Annotated in this window: 23 protein-coding genes; 13 read left to right on the top strand and 10 right to left on the bottom strand. The window is 75.1% G+C overall.

What is annotated here, in order from left to right:
- Positions 1–3: 3 nt before the first annotated feature.
- A complete protein-coding gene (locus ACQ614_RS04530; protein WP_431676854.1) occupies positions 4–1,476 on the top strand; it encodes a glycine hydroxymethyltransferase in 1,473 nt (490 codons plus the stop codon).
- 311 nt (positions 1,477–1,787) lie between these two features.
- On the opposite strand, the gene ACQ614_RS04525 is transcribed toward ACQ614_RS04530, so the two are convergent.
- The gene (locus ACQ614_RS04525) at positions 1,788–2,453 is read right to left on the bottom strand and encodes an NADPH-dependent F420 reductase (protein WP_431676853.1); all 666 of its coding nucleotides are present in this window, start codon (positions 2,451–2,453) and stop codon (positions 1,788–1,790) included.
- A gap of 98 nt (positions 2,454–2,551) precedes the next feature.
- On the opposite strand from ACQ614_RS04525, the gene ACQ614_RS04520 reads away from it, so the two are divergent.
- Both ACQ614_RS04520 and ACQ614_RS04515 read left to right on the top strand, forming a co-directional pair.
- Entirely contained in the window at positions 2,552–2,977 is a 426-nt protein-coding gene (locus ACQ614_RS04520) for a winged helix-turn-helix transcriptional regulator (RefSeq protein WP_431676852.1), read from the top strand.
- A gap of 37 nt (positions 2,978–3,014) precedes the next feature.
- Positions 3,015–3,833 (top strand): class I SAM-dependent methyltransferase, encoded by an 819-nt coding sequence (locus tag ACQ614_RS04515; RefSeq protein ID WP_431683821.1) that lies wholly within the window; start codon positions 3,015–3,017, stop codon positions 3,831–3,833.
- 15 nt (positions 3,834–3,848) lie between these two features.
- Here ACQ614_RS04515 and ACQ614_RS04510 read toward each other — a convergent pair whose 3' ends face one another.
- Both ACQ614_RS04510 and ACQ614_RS04505 read right to left on the bottom strand, forming a co-directional pair.
- The gene (locus ACQ614_RS04510; protein WP_431676851.1) at positions 3,849–4,070 is read right to left on the bottom strand and encodes a hypothetical protein; all 222 of its coding nucleotides are present in this window, start codon (positions 4,068–4,070) and stop codon (positions 3,849–3,851) included.
- 123 nt (positions 4,071–4,193) lie between these two features.
- Complete coding sequence (locus tag ACQ614_RS04505) at positions 4,194–4,622, bottom strand: hypothetical protein (protein WP_431676850.1); 429 nt, start codon at positions 4,620–4,622, stop codon at positions 4,194–4,196.
- 117 nt (positions 4,623–4,739) lie between these two features.
- On the opposite strand from ACQ614_RS04505, the gene ACQ614_RS04500 reads away from it, so the two are divergent.
- The 3 genes from ACQ614_RS04500 to ACQ614_RS04490 all read left to right on the top strand — a co-directional run bounded on the left by ACQ614_RS04500 (position 4,740) and on the right by ACQ614_RS04490 (position 6,477).
- Positions 4,740–5,066, top strand: coding sequence for a hypothetical protein (locus tag ACQ614_RS04500; RefSeq protein WP_431676849.1), 327 nt, complete (start codon positions 4,740–4,742; stop codon positions 5,064–5,066).
- A gap of 326 nt (positions 5,067–5,392) precedes the next feature.
- Entirely contained in the window at positions 5,393–6,106 is a 714-nt protein-coding gene (locus tag ACQ614_RS04495; RefSeq protein ID WP_431676848.1) for a DUF4232 domain-containing protein, read from the top strand.
- Positions 6,107–6,228: 122 nt separating this feature from the next.
- Entirely contained in the window at positions 6,229–6,477 is a 249-nt protein-coding gene (locus ACQ614_RS04490) for a hypothetical protein (RefSeq protein ID WP_431676847.1), read from the top strand.
- 99 nt (positions 6,478–6,576) lie between these two features.
- Here ACQ614_RS04490 and ACQ614_RS04485 read toward each other — a convergent pair whose 3' ends face one another.
- Positions 6,577–6,996, bottom strand: a complete 420-nt coding sequence (locus ACQ614_RS04485) for a hypothetical protein (protein ID WP_431676846.1) — start codon at positions 6,994–6,996, stop codon at positions 6,577–6,579.
- Between the two features lie 216 nt (positions 6,997–7,212).
- Between ACQ614_RS04485 and ACQ614_RS04480 the strand changes: the two genes are divergently transcribed.
- Entirely contained in the window at positions 7,213–9,519 is a 2,307-nt protein-coding gene (locus ACQ614_RS04480; RefSeq protein WP_431676845.1) for an FUSC family protein, read from the top strand.
- Here ACQ614_RS04480 and ACQ614_RS04475 read toward each other — a convergent pair.
- Positions 9,431–10,990, bottom strand: a complete 1,560-nt coding sequence (locus ACQ614_RS04475; protein ID WP_431683820.1) for an MFS transporter — start codon at positions 10,988–10,990, stop codon at positions 9,431–9,433. The two genes, ACQ614_RS04480 and ACQ614_RS04475, sit on opposite strands and share 89 nt — an antisense overlap.
- A gap of 228 nt (positions 10,991–11,218) precedes the next feature.
- Between ACQ614_RS04475 and ACQ614_RS04470 the strand changes: the two genes are divergently transcribed.
- On the top strand, positions 11,219–11,746 hold the full coding sequence (locus ACQ614_RS04470; RefSeq protein WP_431676844.1) for a GNAT family N-acetyltransferase: 528 nt from the start codon (positions 11,219–11,221) through the stop codon (positions 11,744–11,746).
- Positions 11,747–11,753: 7 nt separating this feature from the next.
- Here ACQ614_RS04470 and ACQ614_RS04465 read toward each other — a convergent pair whose 3' ends face one another.
- Positions 11,754–12,521, bottom strand: coding sequence for a GntR family transcriptional regulator (locus tag ACQ614_RS04465; protein ID WP_431676843.1), 768 nt, complete (start codon positions 12,519–12,521; stop codon positions 11,754–11,756).
- A 222-nt stretch (positions 12,522–12,743) separates the two neighbouring features.
- Between ACQ614_RS04465 and ACQ614_RS04460 the strand changes: the two genes are divergently transcribed.
- Positions 12,744–14,273, top strand: a complete 1,530-nt coding sequence (locus tag ACQ614_RS04460; protein WP_431676842.1) for an alkaline phosphatase family protein — start codon at positions 12,744–12,746, stop codon at positions 14,271–14,273.
- 45 nt (positions 14,274–14,318) lie between these two features.
- Here the strand turns inward: ACQ614_RS04460 and ACQ614_RS04455 are convergent, their stop codons facing one another.
- Entirely contained in the window at positions 14,319–14,810 is a 492-nt protein-coding gene (locus tag ACQ614_RS04455; RefSeq protein WP_431676841.1) for a hypothetical protein, read from the bottom strand.
- Between the two features lie 339 nt (positions 14,811–15,149).
- On the opposite strand from ACQ614_RS04455, the gene ACQ614_RS04450 reads away from it, so the two are divergent.
- Positions 15,150–15,389 (top strand): chaplin, encoded by a 240-nt coding sequence (locus ACQ614_RS04450; protein WP_431676840.1) that lies wholly within the window; start codon positions 15,150–15,152, stop codon positions 15,387–15,389.
- 118 nt (positions 15,390–15,507) lie between these two features.
- On the opposite strand, the gene ACQ614_RS04445 is transcribed toward ACQ614_RS04450, so the two are convergent.
- Positions 15,508–16,305 (bottom strand): hypothetical protein, encoded by a 798-nt coding sequence (locus tag ACQ614_RS04445; protein WP_431676839.1) that lies wholly within the window; start codon positions 16,303–16,305, stop codon positions 15,508–15,510.
- Between the two features lie 244 nt (positions 16,306–16,549).
- Between ACQ614_RS04445 and ACQ614_RS04440 the strand changes: the two genes are divergently transcribed.
- Positions 16,550–17,074, top strand: a complete 525-nt coding sequence (locus ACQ614_RS04440) for a GNAT family N-acetyltransferase (protein WP_431683819.1) — start codon at positions 16,550–16,552, stop codon at positions 17,072–17,074.
- Here ACQ614_RS04440 and ACQ614_RS04435 read toward each other — a convergent pair.
- Complete coding sequence (locus tag ACQ614_RS04435; protein ID WP_431676838.1) at positions 17,046–17,297, bottom strand: hypothetical protein; 252 nt, start codon at positions 17,295–17,297, stop codon at positions 17,046–17,048. The genes ACQ614_RS04440 and ACQ614_RS04435 overlap by 29 nt on opposite strands.
- Before the next feature lie 40 nt (positions 17,298–17,337).
- Between ACQ614_RS04435 and ACQ614_RS04430 the strand changes: the two genes are divergently transcribed.
- Together ACQ614_RS04430 and ACQ614_RS04425 are read left to right on the top strand one after the other, a co-directional pair.
- Positions 17,338–17,502 (top strand): hypothetical protein, encoded by a 165-nt coding sequence (locus tag ACQ614_RS04430; RefSeq protein ID WP_431676837.1) that lies wholly within the window; start codon positions 17,338–17,340, stop codon positions 17,500–17,502.
- Between the two features lie 42 nt (positions 17,503–17,544).
- Positions 17,545–17,973 (top strand): hypothetical protein, encoded by a 429-nt coding sequence (locus ACQ614_RS04425; RefSeq protein WP_431676836.1) that lies wholly within the window; start codon positions 17,545–17,547, stop codon positions 17,971–17,973.
- Between the two features lie 121 nt (positions 17,974–18,094).
- On the opposite strand, the gene ACQ614_RS04420 is transcribed toward ACQ614_RS04425, so the two are convergent.
- Positions 18,095–18,874, bottom strand: a complete 780-nt coding sequence (locus tag ACQ614_RS04420) for a DUF2785 domain-containing protein (RefSeq protein WP_431676835.1) — start codon at positions 18,872–18,874, stop codon at positions 18,095–18,097.
- Between the last annotated feature and the right edge of the window lie 46 nt (positions 18,875–18,920).

Raw genomic sequence — 18,920 nt, 5'->3', positions numbered from 1 at the left:
GCCTTGGCCACGCCCGGCATCCCGTCCGCGCCCCACACCCAGGTCGACCCCACCGCGGGCACCGCCTTCCGCACCGCCATCGACACCGTCCGCGCCGTCGAACCCCGCGTCGCCGACGCCATCGGCGCCGAGATCGAGGACCAGCGGGCCTCCCTCAAGCTGATCGCCAGCGAGAACTACGCCTCCCCGGCCGTGCTGCTGGCCATGGGCAACTGGTTCAGCGACAAGTACGCCGAGGGCACCGTCGGCCGCCGCTTCTACGCCGGCTGCCGCAACGTCGACACCGTCGAGGCACTCGCCGCCGAACACGCCCGCGAACTGTTCGGCGCCGAACACGCCTACGTCCAGCCGCACTCCGGCATCGACGCCAACCTGGTCGCCTTCTGGGCCGTCCTCTCCCAGCGGGTGGAGAGCCCCGCGCTGCGCCGCGCCGGGGTCCGCCAGGTCAACGACCTCACCGAGCAGGACTGGGCCGAACTGCGCCGCGAACTCGGCAACCAGCGGCTGCTCGGCATGTCCCTGGACACCGGCGGCCACCTCACCCACGGCTTCCGCCCCAACATCTCCGGCAAGATGTTCGACCAGCGCAGCTACGGCACCGACCCGGCCACCGGCCTGATCGACTACGACGCGCTGCGCGCCACCGCGCGCGAGTTCCGCCCGCTGATCCTGGTCGCCGGCTACTCCGCCTACCCGCGGCTGGTCAACTTCCGCCTGATGCGGGAGATCGCCGACGAGGTCGGCGCCACCCTCATGGTCGACATGGCGCACTTCGCCGGCCTGGTCGCGGGCAAGGTCCTCACCGGCGACTTCGACCCGGTGCAGCACGCCCAGATCGTCACCACCACCACCCACAAGTCGCTCCGCGGCCCGCGCGGCGGCATGGTGCTGTGCACCTCCGAACTGGCCGAGCACGTCGACCGCGGCTGCCCGATGGTCCTCGGCGGCCCGCTCTCGCACGTGATGGCCGCCAAGGCCGTCGCCCTCGCCGAGGCCCGCCGCCCCGAATTCCGCGACTACGCGCAGCGCGTGGTGGACAACGCCCGCGCCCTCGCCGACGGCCTGCTGCGCCGCGGCGCCACCCTCGTCACCGGCGGCACCGACAACCACCTGGTGCTGGCCGACGTCTCCGGCTACGGCCTGACCGGCCGCCAGGCCGAGGCCGCCCTGCTGGACTCCGGCGTCGTCACCAACCGCAACGCCGTCCCGAACGACCCCAACGGTGCCTGGTACACCTCCGGCGTCCGGATCGGCACCCCGGCCCTCACCACCCGCGGCCTCGGCACCGCCGAAATGGACGAGATCGCCGACCTGATCGACACCGTCCTGCGCGGCACCACCCCCGCCGCCACCGCCGCCGGCACCCCCTCCAAGGCCCAGTACGTCCTGGACGCCCGGATCCGCGACACCGTGGCCAAGCGCGCCACCGACCTGCTTGCCGGCTTCCCGCTCTACCCGGGCCTCGACCTGCTCTGACGGTGCGCCGCACAAGGGGCGCGTGGGGGCACCTCCCGGCCGAAGGCCGGGGAGAACTGCGCAATCGGGATGTGGGACCACGGATCGGCCCGTGCTGCCGTGACGCCCGTTTCCGGCCGCGTAGTTCCCCGCGCCCCTGGGGGTGACCCGTTCGAGCCGGGCGAATGCCGGTTGTGCTTGGACCTGGTGGGCATCCACCAGGGGCCCGTGGGGGCACCTCCCGGCCGAAGGCTGGGGAGAACTGCGCAATCGGGATGTGGGCCGCTGTACTGGTCGTGGCTTGCCGATGTTGCCGCCCCTGAACGGGTCCCCTACGGCTCGTCGTCCACGGCGCCGGGGGCCAGGGCCGGGGCGGGGAAGGCGTGGCGGGTCTCGGCGCCGGACCACCAGATGCCGATGGCGAAAACCGCGGTGGCTTCCAGCAGGGCAGCCCGGTCCAGGCCGCCGCAGGGCAGCGGGGTGCAGCCCATCGAACCGATCAGGTCCGCGGTCAGGCCGGCGGCGGCCGGGGCGTCCGTGCAGTACGGGACCGCCAGCGCCGCACCGTCGAACTCAGGCCGTGGCAGTGTCCAGATGCTCTCGTGGCAGATGCCGAAGGCCTTCGCCACCCGGGCGTCCGGGGCTGCCGCCGTGAGGCGGGCCGCGACGGAGTCCCGTCCGCCGGCCGTGGTCAGCACCGGTCCTGCGGAGCCGGGCGCCATCGGCACCGTGCAGTCCAGCAGCGTGCGCCCGGCGAGGGTCCGGGCCAGTCCCTCCACCACCTGCGGTGCGGCCTCGGCGGGCAGTGCCACCAGGACGGCCTCGCCGAAGCCGGCCGCTTCCGTCAGGCCGCCGTGCCGGGCGGTGCCCGCCACGGCCGCCGTCCGGGCCGCCGCCCTGCGGTCACGCCCGCCCACCAGGACCTCGTGCCCGGCCCGCACCCAGGCTCCGCCCAGGGCCGTCGCCATCGCACCCGTACCGAGAATGCCGATCCGCATCGTCCGCTCCTCCTCGCCGTGCGCCGCTCCGACGGCGGCGTGTCCCTGGACGCTAGGCGGGTCGATGCACACCGCCCGGTGTGTGTCGGCCGGGCAGGATGTCACCCGTGGGAGAGCCGGACGACGACATGGGCGGGGACGTGTTCGCGGCGGACTGCCGGGCCAGGATCGCCTTCGAGGTGATCGCCAACCGCTGGGACAGTGTGGTGGTGTACGTCCTCGGCGAGCAGGGCCCGATGCGGCCCCGTGCCATGCTGACCCGGATCGGCGGCATCAGCCCTAAGGTGCTCAACGAGGCCCTGCGACGGCTGGAGTGCAACGGACTGGTGGAGCGCCGCCGTTACGCCGAGGCCCCGCCCCGGGTGGACTACGCCCTGACAGGGCCCGGCCGCGCCCTGATCGGCCCGATCAGTGCCCTGGGTGCCTGGGCCGCAGAGCACGGCGACGCCGTCCTCGCCGCCCAGGACCGCTTCGACCGCGACCGGGACCGCGATCGGCCCCGCCGCCCCCGATCCGACACGTAGGCTGAGCGTCCTGCCGACGGGGGAGCGAGGGGTGGCCATGACTGCCGAGGGCAAGGTCGACATGACGCGCAGCCAGGTGTTCGGCGAGGTTGCCGAGCTCTACGACGCCGCCAGGCCGGGCTACTCGGACGAGCTGGTCGCGGAGGTGCTGGCGTACGCGGCGCTCGGCGGCCGGGCGGCGCTGGAGATCGGTGCGGGGACGGGCAAGGCCACCGTGCCGTTCGCCGGGGGCGGCATTCCGCTGCTGTGCATCGAGCCGGACGCTCGCATGGCGGAGGTGCTGCGCCGCAACACCGCGCGCCACCCGGGGGTGCAGGTCCAGGTGGGCCCGTTCGAGGAGCTGTGCCCGGACGACCGCCGGTTCGGGTTGGTCCTCGCCGCGACGTCCTGGCACTGGGTGGACCCGGCGCGGCGCTGGGACCTCGTCCACGGCGCCCTCGCCCCGGGCGGCGCGGTGGCCCTGTTCTGGAACCCGCAGGGCGTCCGCGACGCCGGGCTGCACGCCGCACTGGCGGAGGTCGACCGCCGGCACGGTCTGGCCGGCACGCCGCACAGCGTCCGGGCGGCCGACTTCGGTGATGTGCCGGGGAACTGGGGCGGCCTGCACGGCGGTTGGCCGGAGGCGGAGTGCCGGAGCGACGGACGCTTCACCGACCTGCGGTCGGTGCGCTTCCGTCAGGACTGCCACTACGACACCGAGAGCTACCTCGGGTACCTGGCCTCGCTGACGACCTATCGCGTGCTGCCGTCCGACCGGCGCGAGCGCGTCCTGGCGGACACTGCCCGGGTGCTGGACGCCCACGGCGGTGTCGCCACGGAGCGCTTCAGCGACCTCTTCCTGGCGCGGGCCCGGTAGTACCCGGTACGGAGGTCAGCCGAAGAGCCGCAGGGCGCAGGCGACGAGTGCCGCCCGCATCTCGCCGCGGTCGTCGACGTGGAGGCCCGGGCGGAGCCAGACCGCTGACTGGTTCAGCACCCCGTGCAGGCACTGCATCGCCACGTTGATGTTCTCGCAGCTGAACTCGCCGTCGGCCACACCGCGTTCGACGACCCGCCGGAAGACGGCGTCGGGCTCACCAGCTCGGTCGTCCACGACTCGACGGGCCCCGTCGGGCGGCTGGAACAGGTGGTGACGATCCGCCGACAGGCCCTGGCCGCCGCGCACCCCGCACCGGTCGGCTGAGGCCGCGCAGCCGTACGGGCCGGTGGCCGGGAGTCAGCCGGTGGGCCCGCCTCCGGCCAGCGCGCGGTGGAGGAGGGCCGCGTCGTCGGCAGTGGTCTCGATCCACACCGGCCTGCCGGGCATGCTCTCATAGCGGGTCACCAGGCGGCCGACCAGTGCCGCCGCCCGGTCGGGCTCGGCCGCCGTCACCACCACGACCTGCCCGCCGACCGGCACGTCCACGCTGCGCCCCGACCGCCCGAAGGTGAAGCGCGCCGTCGCAGCGCCCGGCTCCACCCGCAGGCGGCCCACCGCTGCGCCGTCCAGCAGCTCCAGGCGGGAAACGGTCGCCAGCCGGCCCGGCACCTCGACGGCGCCGCCCGCCGCGAACAGCACGGCCCGTCGACGGGCCCGGTACCGGAACCCGCGGGGAACGACCTGCTCACGCACCAGGTCCACCAGCAGCTTCGCCGGTACGTCCACGCGCCCTCCACCTCCTCGCCCGGGCCGGCCGCCCACCGTAGACCACGCCACCCGGGGCCGGGACGGTGGGCCGCCCGTCGGTAGGGTGTGCCGGTCCTGAGGAAGGGGGCAGCGCTGGTGCAGCAGGAGTGGCCCGAGGGCCCGGCGGCCGACCCGGAGGCGGCACGCGAGCGGTACGCGCACGACCTGCAGGAGGCGCGCCGGGATCTCCGGGAGGCGGTGCGGCCGGACTTCTTCGGGGCCAACATCGGCCTCGGCCTGGTCGCCCTGGCCGCGGTGGCCGTCGGGTACGTCAAGGGCCCGGTGGTGGGAGCCGCGGTGCCGGCGGCCTTCGCGGTGCTCTTCCTGGTCGTCGCGGCGATCACGGCCGCCTGCGGCGTTCGCGGCGCGAAACTGCTGCGCCGCAGCTACCTCCTGACCTTCGGCTGGGGCGACTGGATCTGACCGACCCCTTTGCCTACGGACGGTTCGTCAACGGTGCGACGGCTCCGGGCAGGCGACGGTCGGGGCGAATTGCCGCCGGTGTCACCCGATCTGATGGACCGGCGGTCGGCGGGGCCAGCCCGGGGGGTCGGTCCGTGCGCGGTTCCGTGCGGAATCGGTGATCGTTCCGTGCTGGATCGGGGCGGCGGCGGGGTATGGGATGTCCGCCGTGGCGGCAACCGGCCGTGCCACGGTGCCGTCCTCCCCGGCGGCGCCCGACGGGCGGCCGGTGCCCCCGGTACTGCGCCACCCCGGCGACCGTACTCCCCGAACCGAAAGGCCCCGCCGTGGACATCCGACGCCGTGCTCTCGCCGCCGCCCTCGCCCTGGCCGCCCCGTGGGCGCTGGCCGGCTGCACCGGCGACGGCGCCGACGGAGCGGCGGACACCGCCGCCACCAGTGCCGTCTCCGCCGCCGCACAGTCCGCGTCCGCCGCGGGCACCGCCGCCTCGGCGGCCGCCTCGCCGACGTCCGCCGCAGCCTCCGCCGCGGCCACTGCTGCCAAGACCTCGGCCAAGCCCACCGCCACCCCGACCGGCGGCTCCGGCGGTGGCGGCGAGGCCGAGCGCTGCGTCAACCCCTGGCTGAGCGTGACCCCGTCCACCTCGGACGGCGCCGCCGGCACCATGGTGCAGCGCTTCGTGCTCACCAACACGTCCACCGCGCCCTGCTTCCTGCAGGGCCGCCCCTCCGTCGCCCCGTACGCCCCGACCGGGCAGCCGGCCCTGGCCGTCACGGTCGGCGCGATCCCCGCGGGCTTCGGCAACCTGGGCGGCGGCGGCAGCACGCTGCTGCTGGCACCCGGCGCCACCGCCGCGTTCTTCCTCAAGTGGAGCAACGTGCCGGTCGGCGACGGCCCCTGCCCCAAGGCCGCCGGCTTCGCCTTCCGCGCGCCGCTGGACCCGCTGGCCGACCCCGACAAGAAGGTGCCGTTCGCGTTCCAGCCGTGCGGCGGCAGCATCCAGGTCTCCCAGGTGCTCCCCGCCTCCGTCACGTCGTGAGCCGACGGCCCGCCATCCCGCCGTGCGGGCGGCCCGGTGCTGCCCGACACTGATCGCGACGACCGCGCCGGACGGGCGCGGTCGCGGCACGCGGCCCCGGCCGGCAGGGAGAGTGAGCGACCGTGGCGGAGAGCGGCTGCGCCATGATGAAACGCCTGGCGAAGACCCAGCGGGAGGAGATCCACCGCTCCCGGCAGAGCATCACCGAGTTCGAGGCGAAGATCCGGGCTCTGGAGGCCGAGCCCGAACCCGACCATGCGCAGATCTGGGCGCTCAGGCAGGCCGTACAGCGCCTGGGCCAGAAGATCGAGGAGGACGAACGCGCCCTCTTCGACCTCGAGTCCGTGATCACGGAGAACTGCCGGCCGTGACCGGGGTGCCGTCCGGCGGCACGCGGCTGGAGGCCGCCCGAGTCGGGGTTCGCGCCCCTGCCCGGGCGGCCTCGCCGGCGGTCCGCCGGTCGTCGCGGATCAGCCGATCTCGATCTCCGCGAGCGGGTCGTTGTCCGTGGCCGCACCCGACAGCCAGGCGGTGACCAGCGCCGGACCGGCCTCCCAGAAGGAGACGTCCGGCACGTACGGCGTCGCGGCGAGGCGGACCACCACGTCCTGCGGGCTGCCCGTGCAGGTGACCATGGGCAGCGCGCCGGCCTCGTCCACCGAACCGGTGATGCCCTGTATCGCCCGCACCAGGACGGCGCGGACGTCACCGGCGGGGCAGGAGACCGAGACGGTGACGTCGAGGACGCGGCCGTCCTCGGCAATGGCGCCGCCGACGACGGCGATGCTGCCCTCGCCGACGGCGGACGCCTGCGGAGCGGCGGCCATGAGCGAACCGGTGGCGAGAAGCGCCGCAAGGGCGGCCGTGCGGAGGGTCCGGGAAACGGACATGGGTCGATCCCTTTCGTGATCGCGGAGACGGCCGGCCTCGGGAGGAGGCGGCCCGCGGACCAACCTCCACCGGACCCCCGGGGCCGGCAACTCGCAGCCCCCGTTCGATCGCGCACGGTAACGGTACGCGCAGAGGCGGTGCCCGATCAGGTGCCCCACGTGCCCCTCGATCAACCACCCGAGCGCTCACGGAGGACACCCCCTAGCCTGGGCATGATGAGCCGCACGCGCGTACTCGTGGACCGGCTGCTCGCCCGTGATCCGGGCCTCAAGACGGTGCACCGCGCCGTGCGGGTCAGCCTGGCGGCCTGCGCCGGCTTCTACTCCTGCCGCTACGGTCTCGGACAGCCCGTCGCGGGCACCTATGCGCTGTTCGGGGCGATCGCCATCGGCGTCCTCTCCCGGATCGGCGGCGGCTCCCGCGCCCGGGTCCGGACCCTGCTGCTCGTCCTGCCCGCCACCTGGGTGCTGGTGTCGCTGGGCACCCTGCTCGCCGTGCGCACCTGGGCGGCGGCGCTCGGCATGCTCGCCGTCGGCTTCGCGGTGGCCTTCGCCACCGTCGGCGGCCCCCGGCTGGTCGGGCTCGCCAACGGGCTGCAGCTCTTCTACATCCTCCCGTGCTTCCCGCCCTACGCACCGGACGACCTGCCGCAGCGGCTGGCCGGCGTCACCCTCGGCATCGTCCTGCCGGCCGTCGCCGAACTGCTGCTCTGGCCGGCGCCGCCGCCGGTGGACTACCGGGACCGGCTCGCCCGCGCGGGCGCCGCCGTGGCCGCCCTCGCCGACCGCACCGCGGCACGCTGCGAGAGCCCCACCGCCCGCCTGGCCGCCGCAGGCCCCGACCCCAGCGCCGAGCCCATGGCCGAACTGCGGCTCTCCCGGATCCCCCTGCTGGAGCGCCCGGCCTCGGCCGGGGCCACCGACCGCGCCCTGACCCAGGCCGCCACCGCCCTGCGCCACACCCGCACCCAGCTGCTGCGGATCGGCCGCTTCGCCGACCGCGCCGGCCCGGACCCGGAGGCCGCCACCCTCCTCCACGCCACGGCCGACGCCGTCCGGAAGTCCGCGGCGGGCGTCCGACCGGGCCTGCCGGCACCCGCCGTGCCCCCGATCGAGGCGGCCGTCGCCGCCTTCGAGGAGCAGCGGGCGGCCGCGGTCCACCCCTTCACCGCCCCGGACGGCCGCGACCCGGTGCAGGACCGGGCGGCCGCCCGGCTCGCCCTCGGCAGTATCGCCCTCGAGGCGGCCGAGGGCGCCCGCTTCCTCGCCCTGGCCGTACGGATCTCCCGGCACGCGCCCGTCCCGCCCGACCGGACGCCGCCCGCAGAACGGCCCGGCCCGTTCTGGTACGCGGGCCGCCCGGCCGCCCGGCTCTGGTGGAGCCGCTTCCGGTACAACCTCACGCCCCGGTCGGTCTACTTCCAGAACGCCCTGCGGACGGCCGCCGCCCTCGCCGCCGCCCGGACGGTCGCCGGCAGCCTCGACCTCGCCCACGGTTTCTGGGTGCTGCTCGCGACCCTCACCCTGATGCGCACCACCGCGGCCGACATCCGGATGACGCTGCGCCCCGCCCTCACCGGCACGCTGTGCGGGGCCGCCGCCACCGCCGCCATGCTCGTCCTGGTCGGCGACCGGAACCTCTTCTACGCCGTCACCCTGCCGGTCGCCATGCTCGTCGCCTTCACCGTCGGACCGCTCCTCGGCCTGGCCTGGGCCCAGGGCACCTTCACCGTCGTGATCGCCATGGTCTTCGCCCAGCTGGCCCCGGCCGGCTGGCGGCTCGCCGAGACCCGGCTGCTCGACGTGGCCACCGGCGCCGCCGTCGGCACCCTCGCCGGCCTGTGCGCCTGGCCCCGCGGCGGCGGCCGGGAGCTCCGCCGCCGGACGGCCGAACTGCTGGCCGACAGCGCCGCCGCCATCCGCGAGACCGTCGCCGTCCTCACCGGAGCCCCCGCCTCCGGCGGCGCGCTCCGCCGGGCCCGCGTCACCGCCGTCCTCACCGAGGCCACCTACGCGCAGTACCGCTCCGAACACCACGACACGCCGCCCGACGGGCCCGACTGGCAGGCGGCGCAGCTCGCCGGGCTGCACACCGTCCGCGGCGCCGAACAGCTCCTCGCCCGGATCGCCCCCGAATCCCTCGCCCCGTGGCCGGACACCTCCGCCTCCCTCGCCCGGGACGCCGACCGCGCCGCCGCCGCTTTCCGCGGCCAGGGTGCCGCCCTGCTCGCCGGGCGGCCGGCCGGCCCCGCCGACCCGCTGCTGGCCGAGGCCCGCACCGTTCTGACGGACGAACGGACCACGGCGACCCGGCTGCCGGCCGACCCGGCGGCCCTGCACACCGTGGACCTGGCGGTCTGGCTCGGCGGCGTCATCGACGACCTCGCCGCCGTGGCCGCACCCGCGGCGGACGCCGCGCCCTCCGGGGCAGCGGTCAGCCCTCCCGGTCGGCCTTCCGCTCCTCCGGGCCGGCGGCCGGCGGTGCCGCCGGACGGGACCGGGCCGCCTCGCTCTCCGCGGTGACCCGCGTGCCGGGGTGCCACAGGGCGCAGAGGAAGGCCACCGCCAGCGCCGCCGCCATGCCGTACAGCACCGGCCGGTAGGCCGCGGCGAAGTCCGCCCGGATGGCGTCCAGCAGGACGGGGTCGACACCGCTGCCCGCCCCGGAGGCCCCCGGGCCCGGCCCGGTGAGGCTGCGGGTGATCAGCTCCGCCGTCGAACGGGCGGTCCCCTGCGGCAGACCGCGCTCCTCCAGCGTCGAGGTGATCCGGTTCGCCGTGGTGTGCAGCAGCACCGTGCCGAACACCGCCAGGCCGGCACTCGCCGCGTAGTTCCGGATCGTCTGGGTGATCCCGGTGACCTCCCCGTACGAGCGGCCGATCGCCCGGTTGACGGCGTCCGTCGAGGCAGGGGTGAGCAGCAGCCCGATCCCGGCGCCGGCCAGCACGATCCACGGCCACTGCGCCGCCAGCGACAGATGGGTGATCCTCGCCGCCCACAGGGCGAAGCCGGCCGCGCCGACCGCGGTGCCCAGCAGCATGGCCGGCCGGGCGCCGCGCCGGTCCAGGATGCGGCCGCCGATCTGCGAGGCGGGCCCGAAACCGGCGAAGAACACCAGCAGGTACAGGCCCGCCTCGTTGGCCGAGTACCCGAGCGCCAGCTGCGCGTACAGCGAGGCGAAGAAGAACACCGGGACGAAGGCCGGCATGGCGAAGAACAGCACCGCGTTGTCGGCCGAGAACGCGCGGTCCGCGAAGACCTGCATGGTGATCAGCGGGTCCCTGCTGCGCAGCTCGGCCAGGACGAACAGGACCAGCACGGCCAGCCCGCCGCCGATGCACAGCCAGGTCGCGGCGCTGTCCCAGCCCCACAGCGCGGCCTGCTGCAGGCCCAGCACACTCAGCCCCATGCCGACCGCCACCAGCACGGCCCCGGGCCAGTCGACCGGCTCCGGACGGGGCGTGTTGCGGATGCGGGCGCGCAGCGTCAGCACCAGGGCGACCGCCGCCACCGGCACGTTCACCCAGAAGATCGCCCGCCACGTCCAACTGGTCAGCCAGCCGCCGAGGATCGGGCCGATGGCCGTCAACCCGCCCGCCACGCCGAAGAACAGCGCCAGGGCGCGGCCGCGCCGCTCCACCGGGAACACCTCGACCACCACCGCCAGCGCGGCCGGGAACATCAGCGCCGCGCCCACCCCCTGCACGGCCCGGAACCCGATCAGCCACGGCTCCGCCGCACCGCCCGTCGGCACGGCCCCGCACAGCGCCGAGGCCGCCACGAACACCGCCGTGCCGACCAGCATCATCCGCTTGTGGCCGGCGATGTCGGAGATCCGCCCGCCCAGCGCGAAGAACGCCGCCAGCGTCAGCAGGTAGGCGTTGACCACCCACTGCATGCCGCCCGCGGAGAGGCCGAGTTCGCGGATGATGCTCGGCGCCGCGATCGACACGACGGTCTGGTCGATGAAGGTCATCGAGACGGCGAACAGCATGCCCGCCAGCGCGAGCCCCTCACTGGTGGCGCCCCCGCCCCGCCCTCCGGTGCCCGAAGCCACAGCACTCTCCCTTCCCGAGGCAGCCCCCCGTCGACACTGCCCGCCCCGCCCCGACGGGCCGCACTGCGCCACGGCCAAGTCATCCACTCGGCGCAGACCGCGGCCGGCCCCTCGGGGAGAAGAAAACCGCGCGACTCGCCCGCCGGGACCGCCCACAATGGCCCCATGCGTATTCGAGCCGTCCGCACCGACGACCTCCCGCTGCTCCAGGACATCGAGCGGGCTGCCGGGCAGCCGTTCCGCGAGGTCGGGATGGCGGAGATCGCGGACGACGAGCCTTTCTCCACCGAGGAGTTGGCGGAATTCGTGGCGGCCGGTCTGGCCTGGGCCGCGGTCGACGGCACCGATGCGCCGCTCGCGTACCTGGTGGCCGAGCGGGTGGACGGCAACCTGCACGTCGAGCAGGTGTCGGTGCACCCGGACAGTGCCCGCCGGGGTGTCGGACGGGCGCTGCTGGACCACCTCGCGGCGCTGGCCGCCGCCGAGGGCGTCCCCGCCCTCACCCTCACCACCTTCGCCGAGGTGCCGTGGAACGCGCCGTACTACGCGCGCTGCGGTTTCACCGTCCTCACCGAGGAGCACCTCGGCCCCGGCCTGCGGGCCGTCCGCGGCCGGGAGGCGGCGCACGGGCTCGACCGGTGGCCGCGGGTGTGCATGCTGCGCCCGGTCCCGCCGTCCGCCGTCGGCGCCTGACGGCCGGTCAGTCGGTGGTCGGCGCCGCCAGGTCGAGGGTGAAGCTGAACCGGTCGCCGCGGTAGAGGGTGCGCACCTGCTCCAGCGGGGTGCCCGCGGTGTCCCGGCTGCAGCGGTGGAGCAGCAGCATCGGCAGCGCCGGCGGGGTGCCGATCAGCAGCGCCTCCCGGGGGGTGGCGAGGACGGTCTCGATCCGTTCCTCGGCTCCGCCGAGGTCCAGGCCCTGGTCCCGCAGGTAGTGGTAGAAGGAGCCGGTGGGGTCGAAGTCCTGGTCCAGCCGCGGGACGCGGGCCGCGGCGACCCAGGTGCTCTCCAGTCCGACCCGCTCCTCGTCGGCCCGCAGGACGCGCTCCAGATGCCAGACCGGTTCGCCCGCCGGCAGCCCCAGCCGGGCGGCCAGCGCCGGGTCGGCAGGGGTGCGGTCGAGCCCGATCAGCGTGCGGTCCGGCCGCATTCCGTGCCGGCTCACCCCTTCGGTGTAGCTGGCGAGCGACAGCGGCTGTTCGATCTTGCGGCCGGCGACCACGGTGTTGCGTCCGCGGCGGCGCAGCCGGCCCTCCAGGAGCAGTTCCCGCAGGGCCTGACGGACGGTCGCCCGGGCCACCCCGTACCGGCCGGCGAGGTCGACCTCCGTGGGCAGCACCCCGCCGGCGCCGAGTTCGTCGAGGAGCGACTCCAACCGGGTCTTCACCAGGTAGTACTTGGGCACGCGGCCGTGCTCCGGGACTCCGGAGCGGACGGCCGCGAGCGGCGGTTGCGGGGTGCCGTGGCTCACGCCGCCACCGTACAAGACGCCCCGTCGGGCGACGCCCACTGCATAACGAAACGGTAACGGGTATGGACTGAACTTCCCGAGCTGTTCACGCGCCGGTGTCCTCGGAGGGGCGGGCGCCTTTGCCCCTGGCCCGCACGCTCGTTGCCGTACGGATGCCGGCCCGAGTGCCGAGCGCCGCACCAGTTCCGTGCCCTGTCCCACGCCGACTCCCCGGGAGCCCACGTGCGCACGCCCCGCCACCTCCGGTCCGTTCTCGCCGCCGCGGCACTCACCGCCGGCCTGCTGCCCCTGGCCGGCGTCACCGCCACTGCCGCGGCGACCGCCGCCACCACCGGCCCGTACAAGGGCCTGCCGAACGGCACCAAGCAGGCCAAGACCCTCGTCATCGGCATCGACGGCACCCGCTACGACAAGCTGCTCGCCGCGGACGCCCCCAACCTCAAGGCCCTGATGGCGGGCGGCCTCACCGCCACCTCGAACCTGTACGCCGACCCGCTGGCGCCCACCCTCTCCGGGCCCGGCTGGTCCACCGTCGCCACCGGCGTCTGGCCCGACAGGCACGGCGTCAAGGACAACACCTTCGCCGGCTCGCACTTCGACCTGTACCCGGATCTCGCGACCCGCCTGGAGACCGCCGACCCCGCCGCGTCCACCCTGGTCGCCGCCTCCTGGAACCCGATCGCCGACACCGTCTTCAAGGGCCGCGCCGACCTGCGGATCGCCGAGAGCGAGAACGACGCCAGGACCGCCTCCGACGCCGCCGACTACCTCGCCAACGGCAACCCCGACACCGCCTTCCTCCACTTCGACCAGGTCGACGAGGCCGGCCACGGCCACGGCGGTGCCAGCGCCCAGTACCTGGCCGCGATCCACAACGTCGACTCCCTGGTCGGCCAGGTCGTCAACGCCGTCAAGTCCCGCCCCACGTACGGCTCCGAGGACTGGCTGATCCTCGTCACCACCGACCACGGCCACACCGACGCGGGCGGCCACGGCGGCAACAGCGCCGACGAGCGGCGGACCTTCGTCATCGCCACCGGCGCCGGACACGCCCCCGGCTCCACCCGCCAGGACGTCAGGACCGTCGACATCGCCCCGACCGTCCTCCAGCACGAGGGCGTTGCCGTCGACCCGGCCTGGAAGCTCGACGGCAAGCCGATCGGCGACATCGTCCCCGACGCCTTCGACGGGCTGCGCCCCGCCCTGCAGGGCCGCACCGACGAGACCGGCATCCCCGCCACCGTCAAGGGCTGGACTCACACCCCGCCCGCCGGCTGGAGCATCGACAACTCCGCGATGCCCTCCGGCGGCGTCACCGAGTGGCGTGGATGGGCCTTCGCCACCGACGAGTTCTGGACGGCCGCGCAGCTCGGCCAGGCCCGCGAGACCAACGTCCGCGCCCGCAACGTCTTCGCGGTCGCCGACTCCGACGAGTGGGACGACAGGGCGCACGGCGCGGGCCGGTTCGACTCCACCCTGATCAGCCCCCGCTACCAGCTCGACGGGGCCGCCACGGCCACCCTCCGCTTCGCCACCGACTACAAGGTGGACGGCCCGCAGACCGGCGACGTCTACATCGACTTCGACTCCGGCACCCCGCAGCTGCTCAAGTCCTACCGGGCCGACGCCAACACCTTCGAGAGCATCCCGGTGACCGTGCCCGCCGGCGCCGCAACCGCCCAGCTGCGCTTCCGCTACACCGGCACCAACAGCGCCTTCTGGACTGTCGACCAGGTCTCGCTCGACCGGTGACCGCCCCGGCGGGAGCCGCTTCCTCCGCGGCTCCCGCCCCGGCCGTCAGACCTTCTCGGCCGCGACGGCGTCGCCCGCCGTGCGGCGGGCGGACCGCTCGGCCAGTGCCCGGGCCCCGACGGCGAGCCCCGCCGCAGCCGTCCCGAACACGGCCGCGGCCGGGTTGACCCAGGCGGACACCGTGGAGGTGGTGTACACGGTGCCGCTCCGGCGGTGGCACATGAACCGCAGCGGGACGAATCCGACCCGGTAGTCGTCCACCTCCCGCGCCTTCTCCATGCCCACCCCGCGGCACGGCCACGGCGGCGCCGAGTCCGCCCCGCCGCTGTCGGCATCCATCGCATCGAGCCCCACCTGGCCGAGCCCGTACGCGTACGCCACCACCGCGCCCGACGCCGCAACCACGGCCAGGGCGCGCAGCAGCTGCACCGTGCCCGAGCGCCGAACCGACCCCAGCGTCCGAACGAGCCCTTTGACGGCGAGGACGACGGCATAGGCGAACCCTGCGAGCGAGACGAGCAGGAGCAGCAGACCCACGACGATTCCCCCTGACGGTTCTGCGAAGCGACGGTGCCCGCCCGTGACAGGGCGTGCGTGGGCCGCCCGCTCGCCGATGTACCGTCAAGGAGCCTACCTGCACCCCGTGCGGGTCCGGACCCGTCCCGAGCAACCTCGCATCGGGGTCGAACCACCCGGTCGGAGTACCCGCGCGGGCCGCGTGCCCCCAGGAGGGCGGACGGATGTTGCGCCGATCGGGTGGAGTGAGCGCAAAGGGCCAACCCGAGGGCGCATTCCTGCCGAAGAGCTGATGGAGGCTGCACCTCACCGGAGCGGCCGACGCTTCGTCAGAACAGCTCGACAGGACAGGAGTCCACCATGACCACCCTCCGCACCACCCTCGCCCTCGCGGCTGCCGCCGGCACCCTGCTCCTCGGCGCCGGCACCGCCTCGGCGAGCGCCGGCGCCGAAGGGATCGCCACTGGCTCGCCCGGCGTGCTGTCCGGCAACGTCATCCAGGTGCCGGTCCACGTCCCGGTGAACGTGTGCGGCAACTCGATCGGCGTCGTCTCCATCCTCAACCCGGCGTTCGGCAACGCCTGCGCCAACATCGGCTGACACTCCGTCAGCACCAGCCCGCCGGCCCCGGACGCGCCGTCACACCGCACCGCCCGGGGCCGGCGGGCCACCCCGAACGACCGGGGTCGCCCGCGCGTGCCGAAAGCCGTGGCCGCTGTCAGCGGGCGCTGCCCGTGAGGTCGGCCTGGTAGCGGGTCTGTCCGCAGAAGGCGCCGCCGTAGCCCATGATGTCGATCCGGCCGGTCAGCCGTCCGCCCGAGGCCGTCACCCGCATCGATCCCGACACCGGCGCGAACGGGCAGGCGGCCAGGCCGGAGGAGACCGTGTAGTGGTTGCCGAGGGTCGCCGCGATCCGCTGGTCGGGCTCCACGGTGACGGTCGAGCCGGAGGCCGTGACATACGCCAGGTCGAGGCGGGCGGCACCGGCCCCCGGATTGCAGCCCGAGTTGCTGCCGAACCAGATCGCGCCGACCTCCGGACGGGCCGCGGGGGAGCCGGAGACCAGGCAGACCTCCACCGGGTTCACACCGTCGGTGGTGCCGGACTCGCTGATGGTGCCGAGGATGCGGAGGGTGCCCGCGCGGTTGAACGAGCGCCCGCCGGCCACACCCGTGATCGTCACGTCGTAGGTGCCCGAAGGCCCGTCCTCCGCGGTGTCGGCACTCGTGCTGCCGTCGTCGCCGCCGTCCGCCCCGGGCGTGGCGGACTCCTCCTCGGCCTCCGGGCTGCTCTCCTCGGGCTCCTCGGACTCCTCGGACGAGGGCGTGGCGGACTCCTCGTCCGGTGAGGCGGACGGCGAAGCGCCTGCCGAGTCCTCCGGCGACGCCGAGGCCGACGCCGATACCGACCCCGGGGACGCCGTCCCGGCCGACAGCACCGCGGAGTCCGAGGAGCCGGACGAGGCGCCGCCCCCGCACCCCGCGGCCAGCAGCACCGCCGCGACCGCGGCCCCCACCGCACGTCTTCTCCGCCCCGCCATGGCCGACCCCTCCCTCACCCGGGGCCGCGCCGCCCCGGCTGCTCCCATTCCGGCGCGGGACAGCGTGGCAGGAATCGTGGGTCTTCGAGCCGGTTCGGGTGAATTGCTGCGGATTCGAGCCCCGATGTGCACCGGCGCAGCGCGGCCCGGCCGCGGAGCAGGCCCGGGCTACGCTGTCCGGGTGATCGCATTCTCCGCGCCGGTCGCCGGCGACGTCCTGATGCGGCCCGCCGTCCCGGAGGACGCCGAGGCGCTGTGCCGTGCGCTGGTCCGCAACCGGGAGCACCTGCGGCCCTGGGACCCGCCGCGGGACGAGGACTTCTTCACCGTGGCCGGGCAGCGCGCCCGCCTGCACGACCGGCTGGTGCAGGCGGAGGCGGGGCGGCTCGCCCCCTGGGTCCTGGCGAGCGGGGACGAGATCGTCGGCGCCGTCACGCTGTCCAACATCGTGCGGCTGCACGTCCAGAGCGCCAACCTCGGTTACTGGGTGGACGCCGCCCAGGCCGGCCGCGGCCTCGCCTCCGCAGCCACCTTGCTGGCCTGCCGCGCCGCCGACACCGAACTCGGCCTGCACCGCCTGGAGGCCGGCGCGGCCGCCGCCAACACCGCCTCCCAGCGGGTGCTCGCCAAGTGCGGCTTCGAACTGATCGGCACCGCCCGCGGCCTGCTCTTCCTGGACGGCGTCTGGCACGACCACGTCCTCTACCAGCGTCTGCTCAACGACCGCCCCCTGCAGACGCCCTGACGGTCCTCCCGCCCTCCGGCGCGGCCGCCTCGCCCCACCGGTAGGCGAGTTCGACGATCCGGTCGTCGGGCGGCTGGTACAGCCGGGTCGGGTGGTGGGCGCCGAGCAGCGGCCCGAGCGCGTCGATGGCCGGCTTCCACAGGGTGGACCGGTTGCGCCCGCCGGAGACCCGGAAGACGATGCTCAGCTGCAGCGCGCGGCCGGGCGCCGGCGGCTCGGACACCGCCTCGGCGCACGCTGCGCGGATCCGGTCCTTCCACGCGGTGGAGGTAGTTGTCGAGGTCGTGGCCGCCGCTGGTCGGCGACTGGTGGTCGGCCGGACCGACGTCCAGGGCCAGGGCAAGGTGGCGGACCACCGCCACCTTGCCCTGGCCGACCGGTGCCTCCACGTTGGCGAGGTGGGCGGCCGGCCGCACCTGGCCGGGTGACCCGGCGGCGTCCCGGCCGACAGGACACCGCCCGAGGAGGTGGTGGCGTGGATCGAGGAGGCGGTGCTCCGCCCGGACCGGACGGCCTGGCTGACGTTCCGTCTGGCAGCGCTGGGGCTCACCGACGCGACACCGGCGTGCCGGATCTCCGCGAAGCCTGCGGGCGGCGGGGATGGGCCGGAGGTCGTCATGGGTCGGGTCCGCAAGGAACTCCCCGAGGAGACCGGCCGCCTGGTCGCGGTGCTCAGGACGGTGGCGCTGTCGGTGATCGTCGGCAGCGTTCTGCTGGGCCTCGGCGTCTCGTGGGGCCAGGACCGGGAGTGGCTCCGGCACGACACGACCCGGACCGGCACCACCGGCACCACCGGCACGGGCGGCGGTGCCGGCGGCCCGGGCGTCGGTGGAGGCGGTCACCTCCGGGGGCCTCGCCGACGGGCGGCCTGTTCCCGAACGGGTTGCCGACCTTCCTGACCCCGCTGCCCGGGGAGAGGGTCGGCCGCCTGCCGATCCTGTCGACGCCGTTCGACATCGGGCCCCTTCGCCCTCCAGCAGTGACCGGCGCGGCCCGGCCGGCCCGCTGCGGCCGGCCGGGTCAGCCGGCGTAGGGGCCGGTGATGGCGAGGGTCTCGGCGACCGCCTCGCGGACGGCGCGGGCGTGGGTGAGGGGCTCCGGCCCGGCCGCGTCCGGGGTCGGGCGGACGCCGCGGTCGGCCAGCAGGTAGAGCACGCGCAGCGTCCGCATGGTGTTGGAGGCGTAGGCGGGCACCGGCCCCGGGGAGGCGGCGCGGAAGTCGGCGGCGATCGGCTCCAGCCAGCGCAGCGACTGCTGCTCGGTCAGCTCGGGGCGGGTGAGGGTGAGGGCGACGGCACAACCGAGCCGGTCGTCCTCCATGGCGTCGAAGACGTGGTCGGTGGGGGTGAGGAGCCGGGCGCAGGCGAGGTCCAGCAGCTCGGCCGGGTCGGTGTGCGGGCTGCGGCCGAACGCCCCGAGCAGGTCCGCGCCGTGTGCGACGGCGTGCAGCCAGCCGAGCCCGGCGTCGTGCCCGCGGAGGTCCCGCTCCTCGCGGTACCAGCGGTCGAAGGCCCGCAGCCAGGCCGGGTCGTGGTCGCCCAGCCGGACGAGCCGGGCGAGGATCAGCGGCGCGAAGGTGCGGGCCTGGATCTCGGGGTCGGAGAAGCGTTCGGCCATCTCGTCGCCGAGCGACTGCCGCAGTTCGGGCGGGAGCCGGGGTATCCAGCGGTGCAGCAGCACGTAGGCCTGTTCGTCGCGGACCACCGGGTCCGGGGAGCGCAGGTCGGCGCTGAGGCCGGCCACCAGTCCGGGCGCGGGGCGCAGGGACTCGTCCTCGAGGAATGGCTGCCAGGGGCTCACCCGGTCATCCTACGAAAGCGCTCCCCGGCTGCCGGAACCCGCCGAT

The organism is Kitasatospora dryopteridis (assembly GCF_050749075.1).
GTDB lineage: Bacteria > Actinomycetota > Actinomycetes > Streptomycetales > Streptomycetaceae > Kitasatospora.
The sequence above is the reverse complement of the archived record's forward strand: the minus strand, read 5'-3'. Positions and strand labels throughout refer to the sequence as shown.

Coding starts and splice junctions, on each gene's coding strand:
- ACQ614_RS04525 (WP_431676853.1), bottom strand. CDS start 2,453: ATGCGGATCGGCATTCTCGGTACGGGTGCGATGGCGACGGCCCTGGGC.
- ACQ614_RS04520 (WP_431676852.1), top strand. CDS start 2,552: ATGTCACCCGTGGGAGAGCCGGACGACGACATGGGCGGGGACGTGTTC.
- ACQ614_RS04515 (WP_431683821.1), top strand. CDS start 3,015: ATGACTGCCGAGGGCAAGGTCGACATGACGCGCAGCCAGGTGTTCGGC.
- ACQ614_RS04485 (WP_431676846.1), bottom strand. CDS start 6,996: ATGTCCGTTTCCCGGACCCTCCGCACGGCCGCCCTTGCGGCGCTTCTC.
- ACQ614_RS04480 (WP_431676845.1), top strand. CDS start 7,213: ATGAGCCGCACGCGCGTACTCGTGGACCGGCTGCTCGCCCGTGATCCG.
- ACQ614_RS04475 (WP_431683820.1), bottom strand. CDS start 10,990: ATGCTGTTCGCCGTCTCGATGACCTTCATCGACCAGACCGTCGTGTCG.
- ACQ614_RS04470 (WP_431676844.1), top strand. CDS start 11,219: ATGCGTATTCGAGCCGTCCGCACCGACGACCTCCCGCTGCTCCAGGAC.
- ACQ614_RS04450 (WP_431676840.1), top strand. CDS start 15,150: ATGACCACCCTCCGCACCACCCTCGCCCTCGCGGCTGCCGCCGGCACC.
- ACQ614_RS04440 (WP_431683819.1), top strand. CDS start 16,550: ATGCGGCCCGCCGTCCCGGAGGACGCCGAGGCGCTGTGCCGTGCGCTG.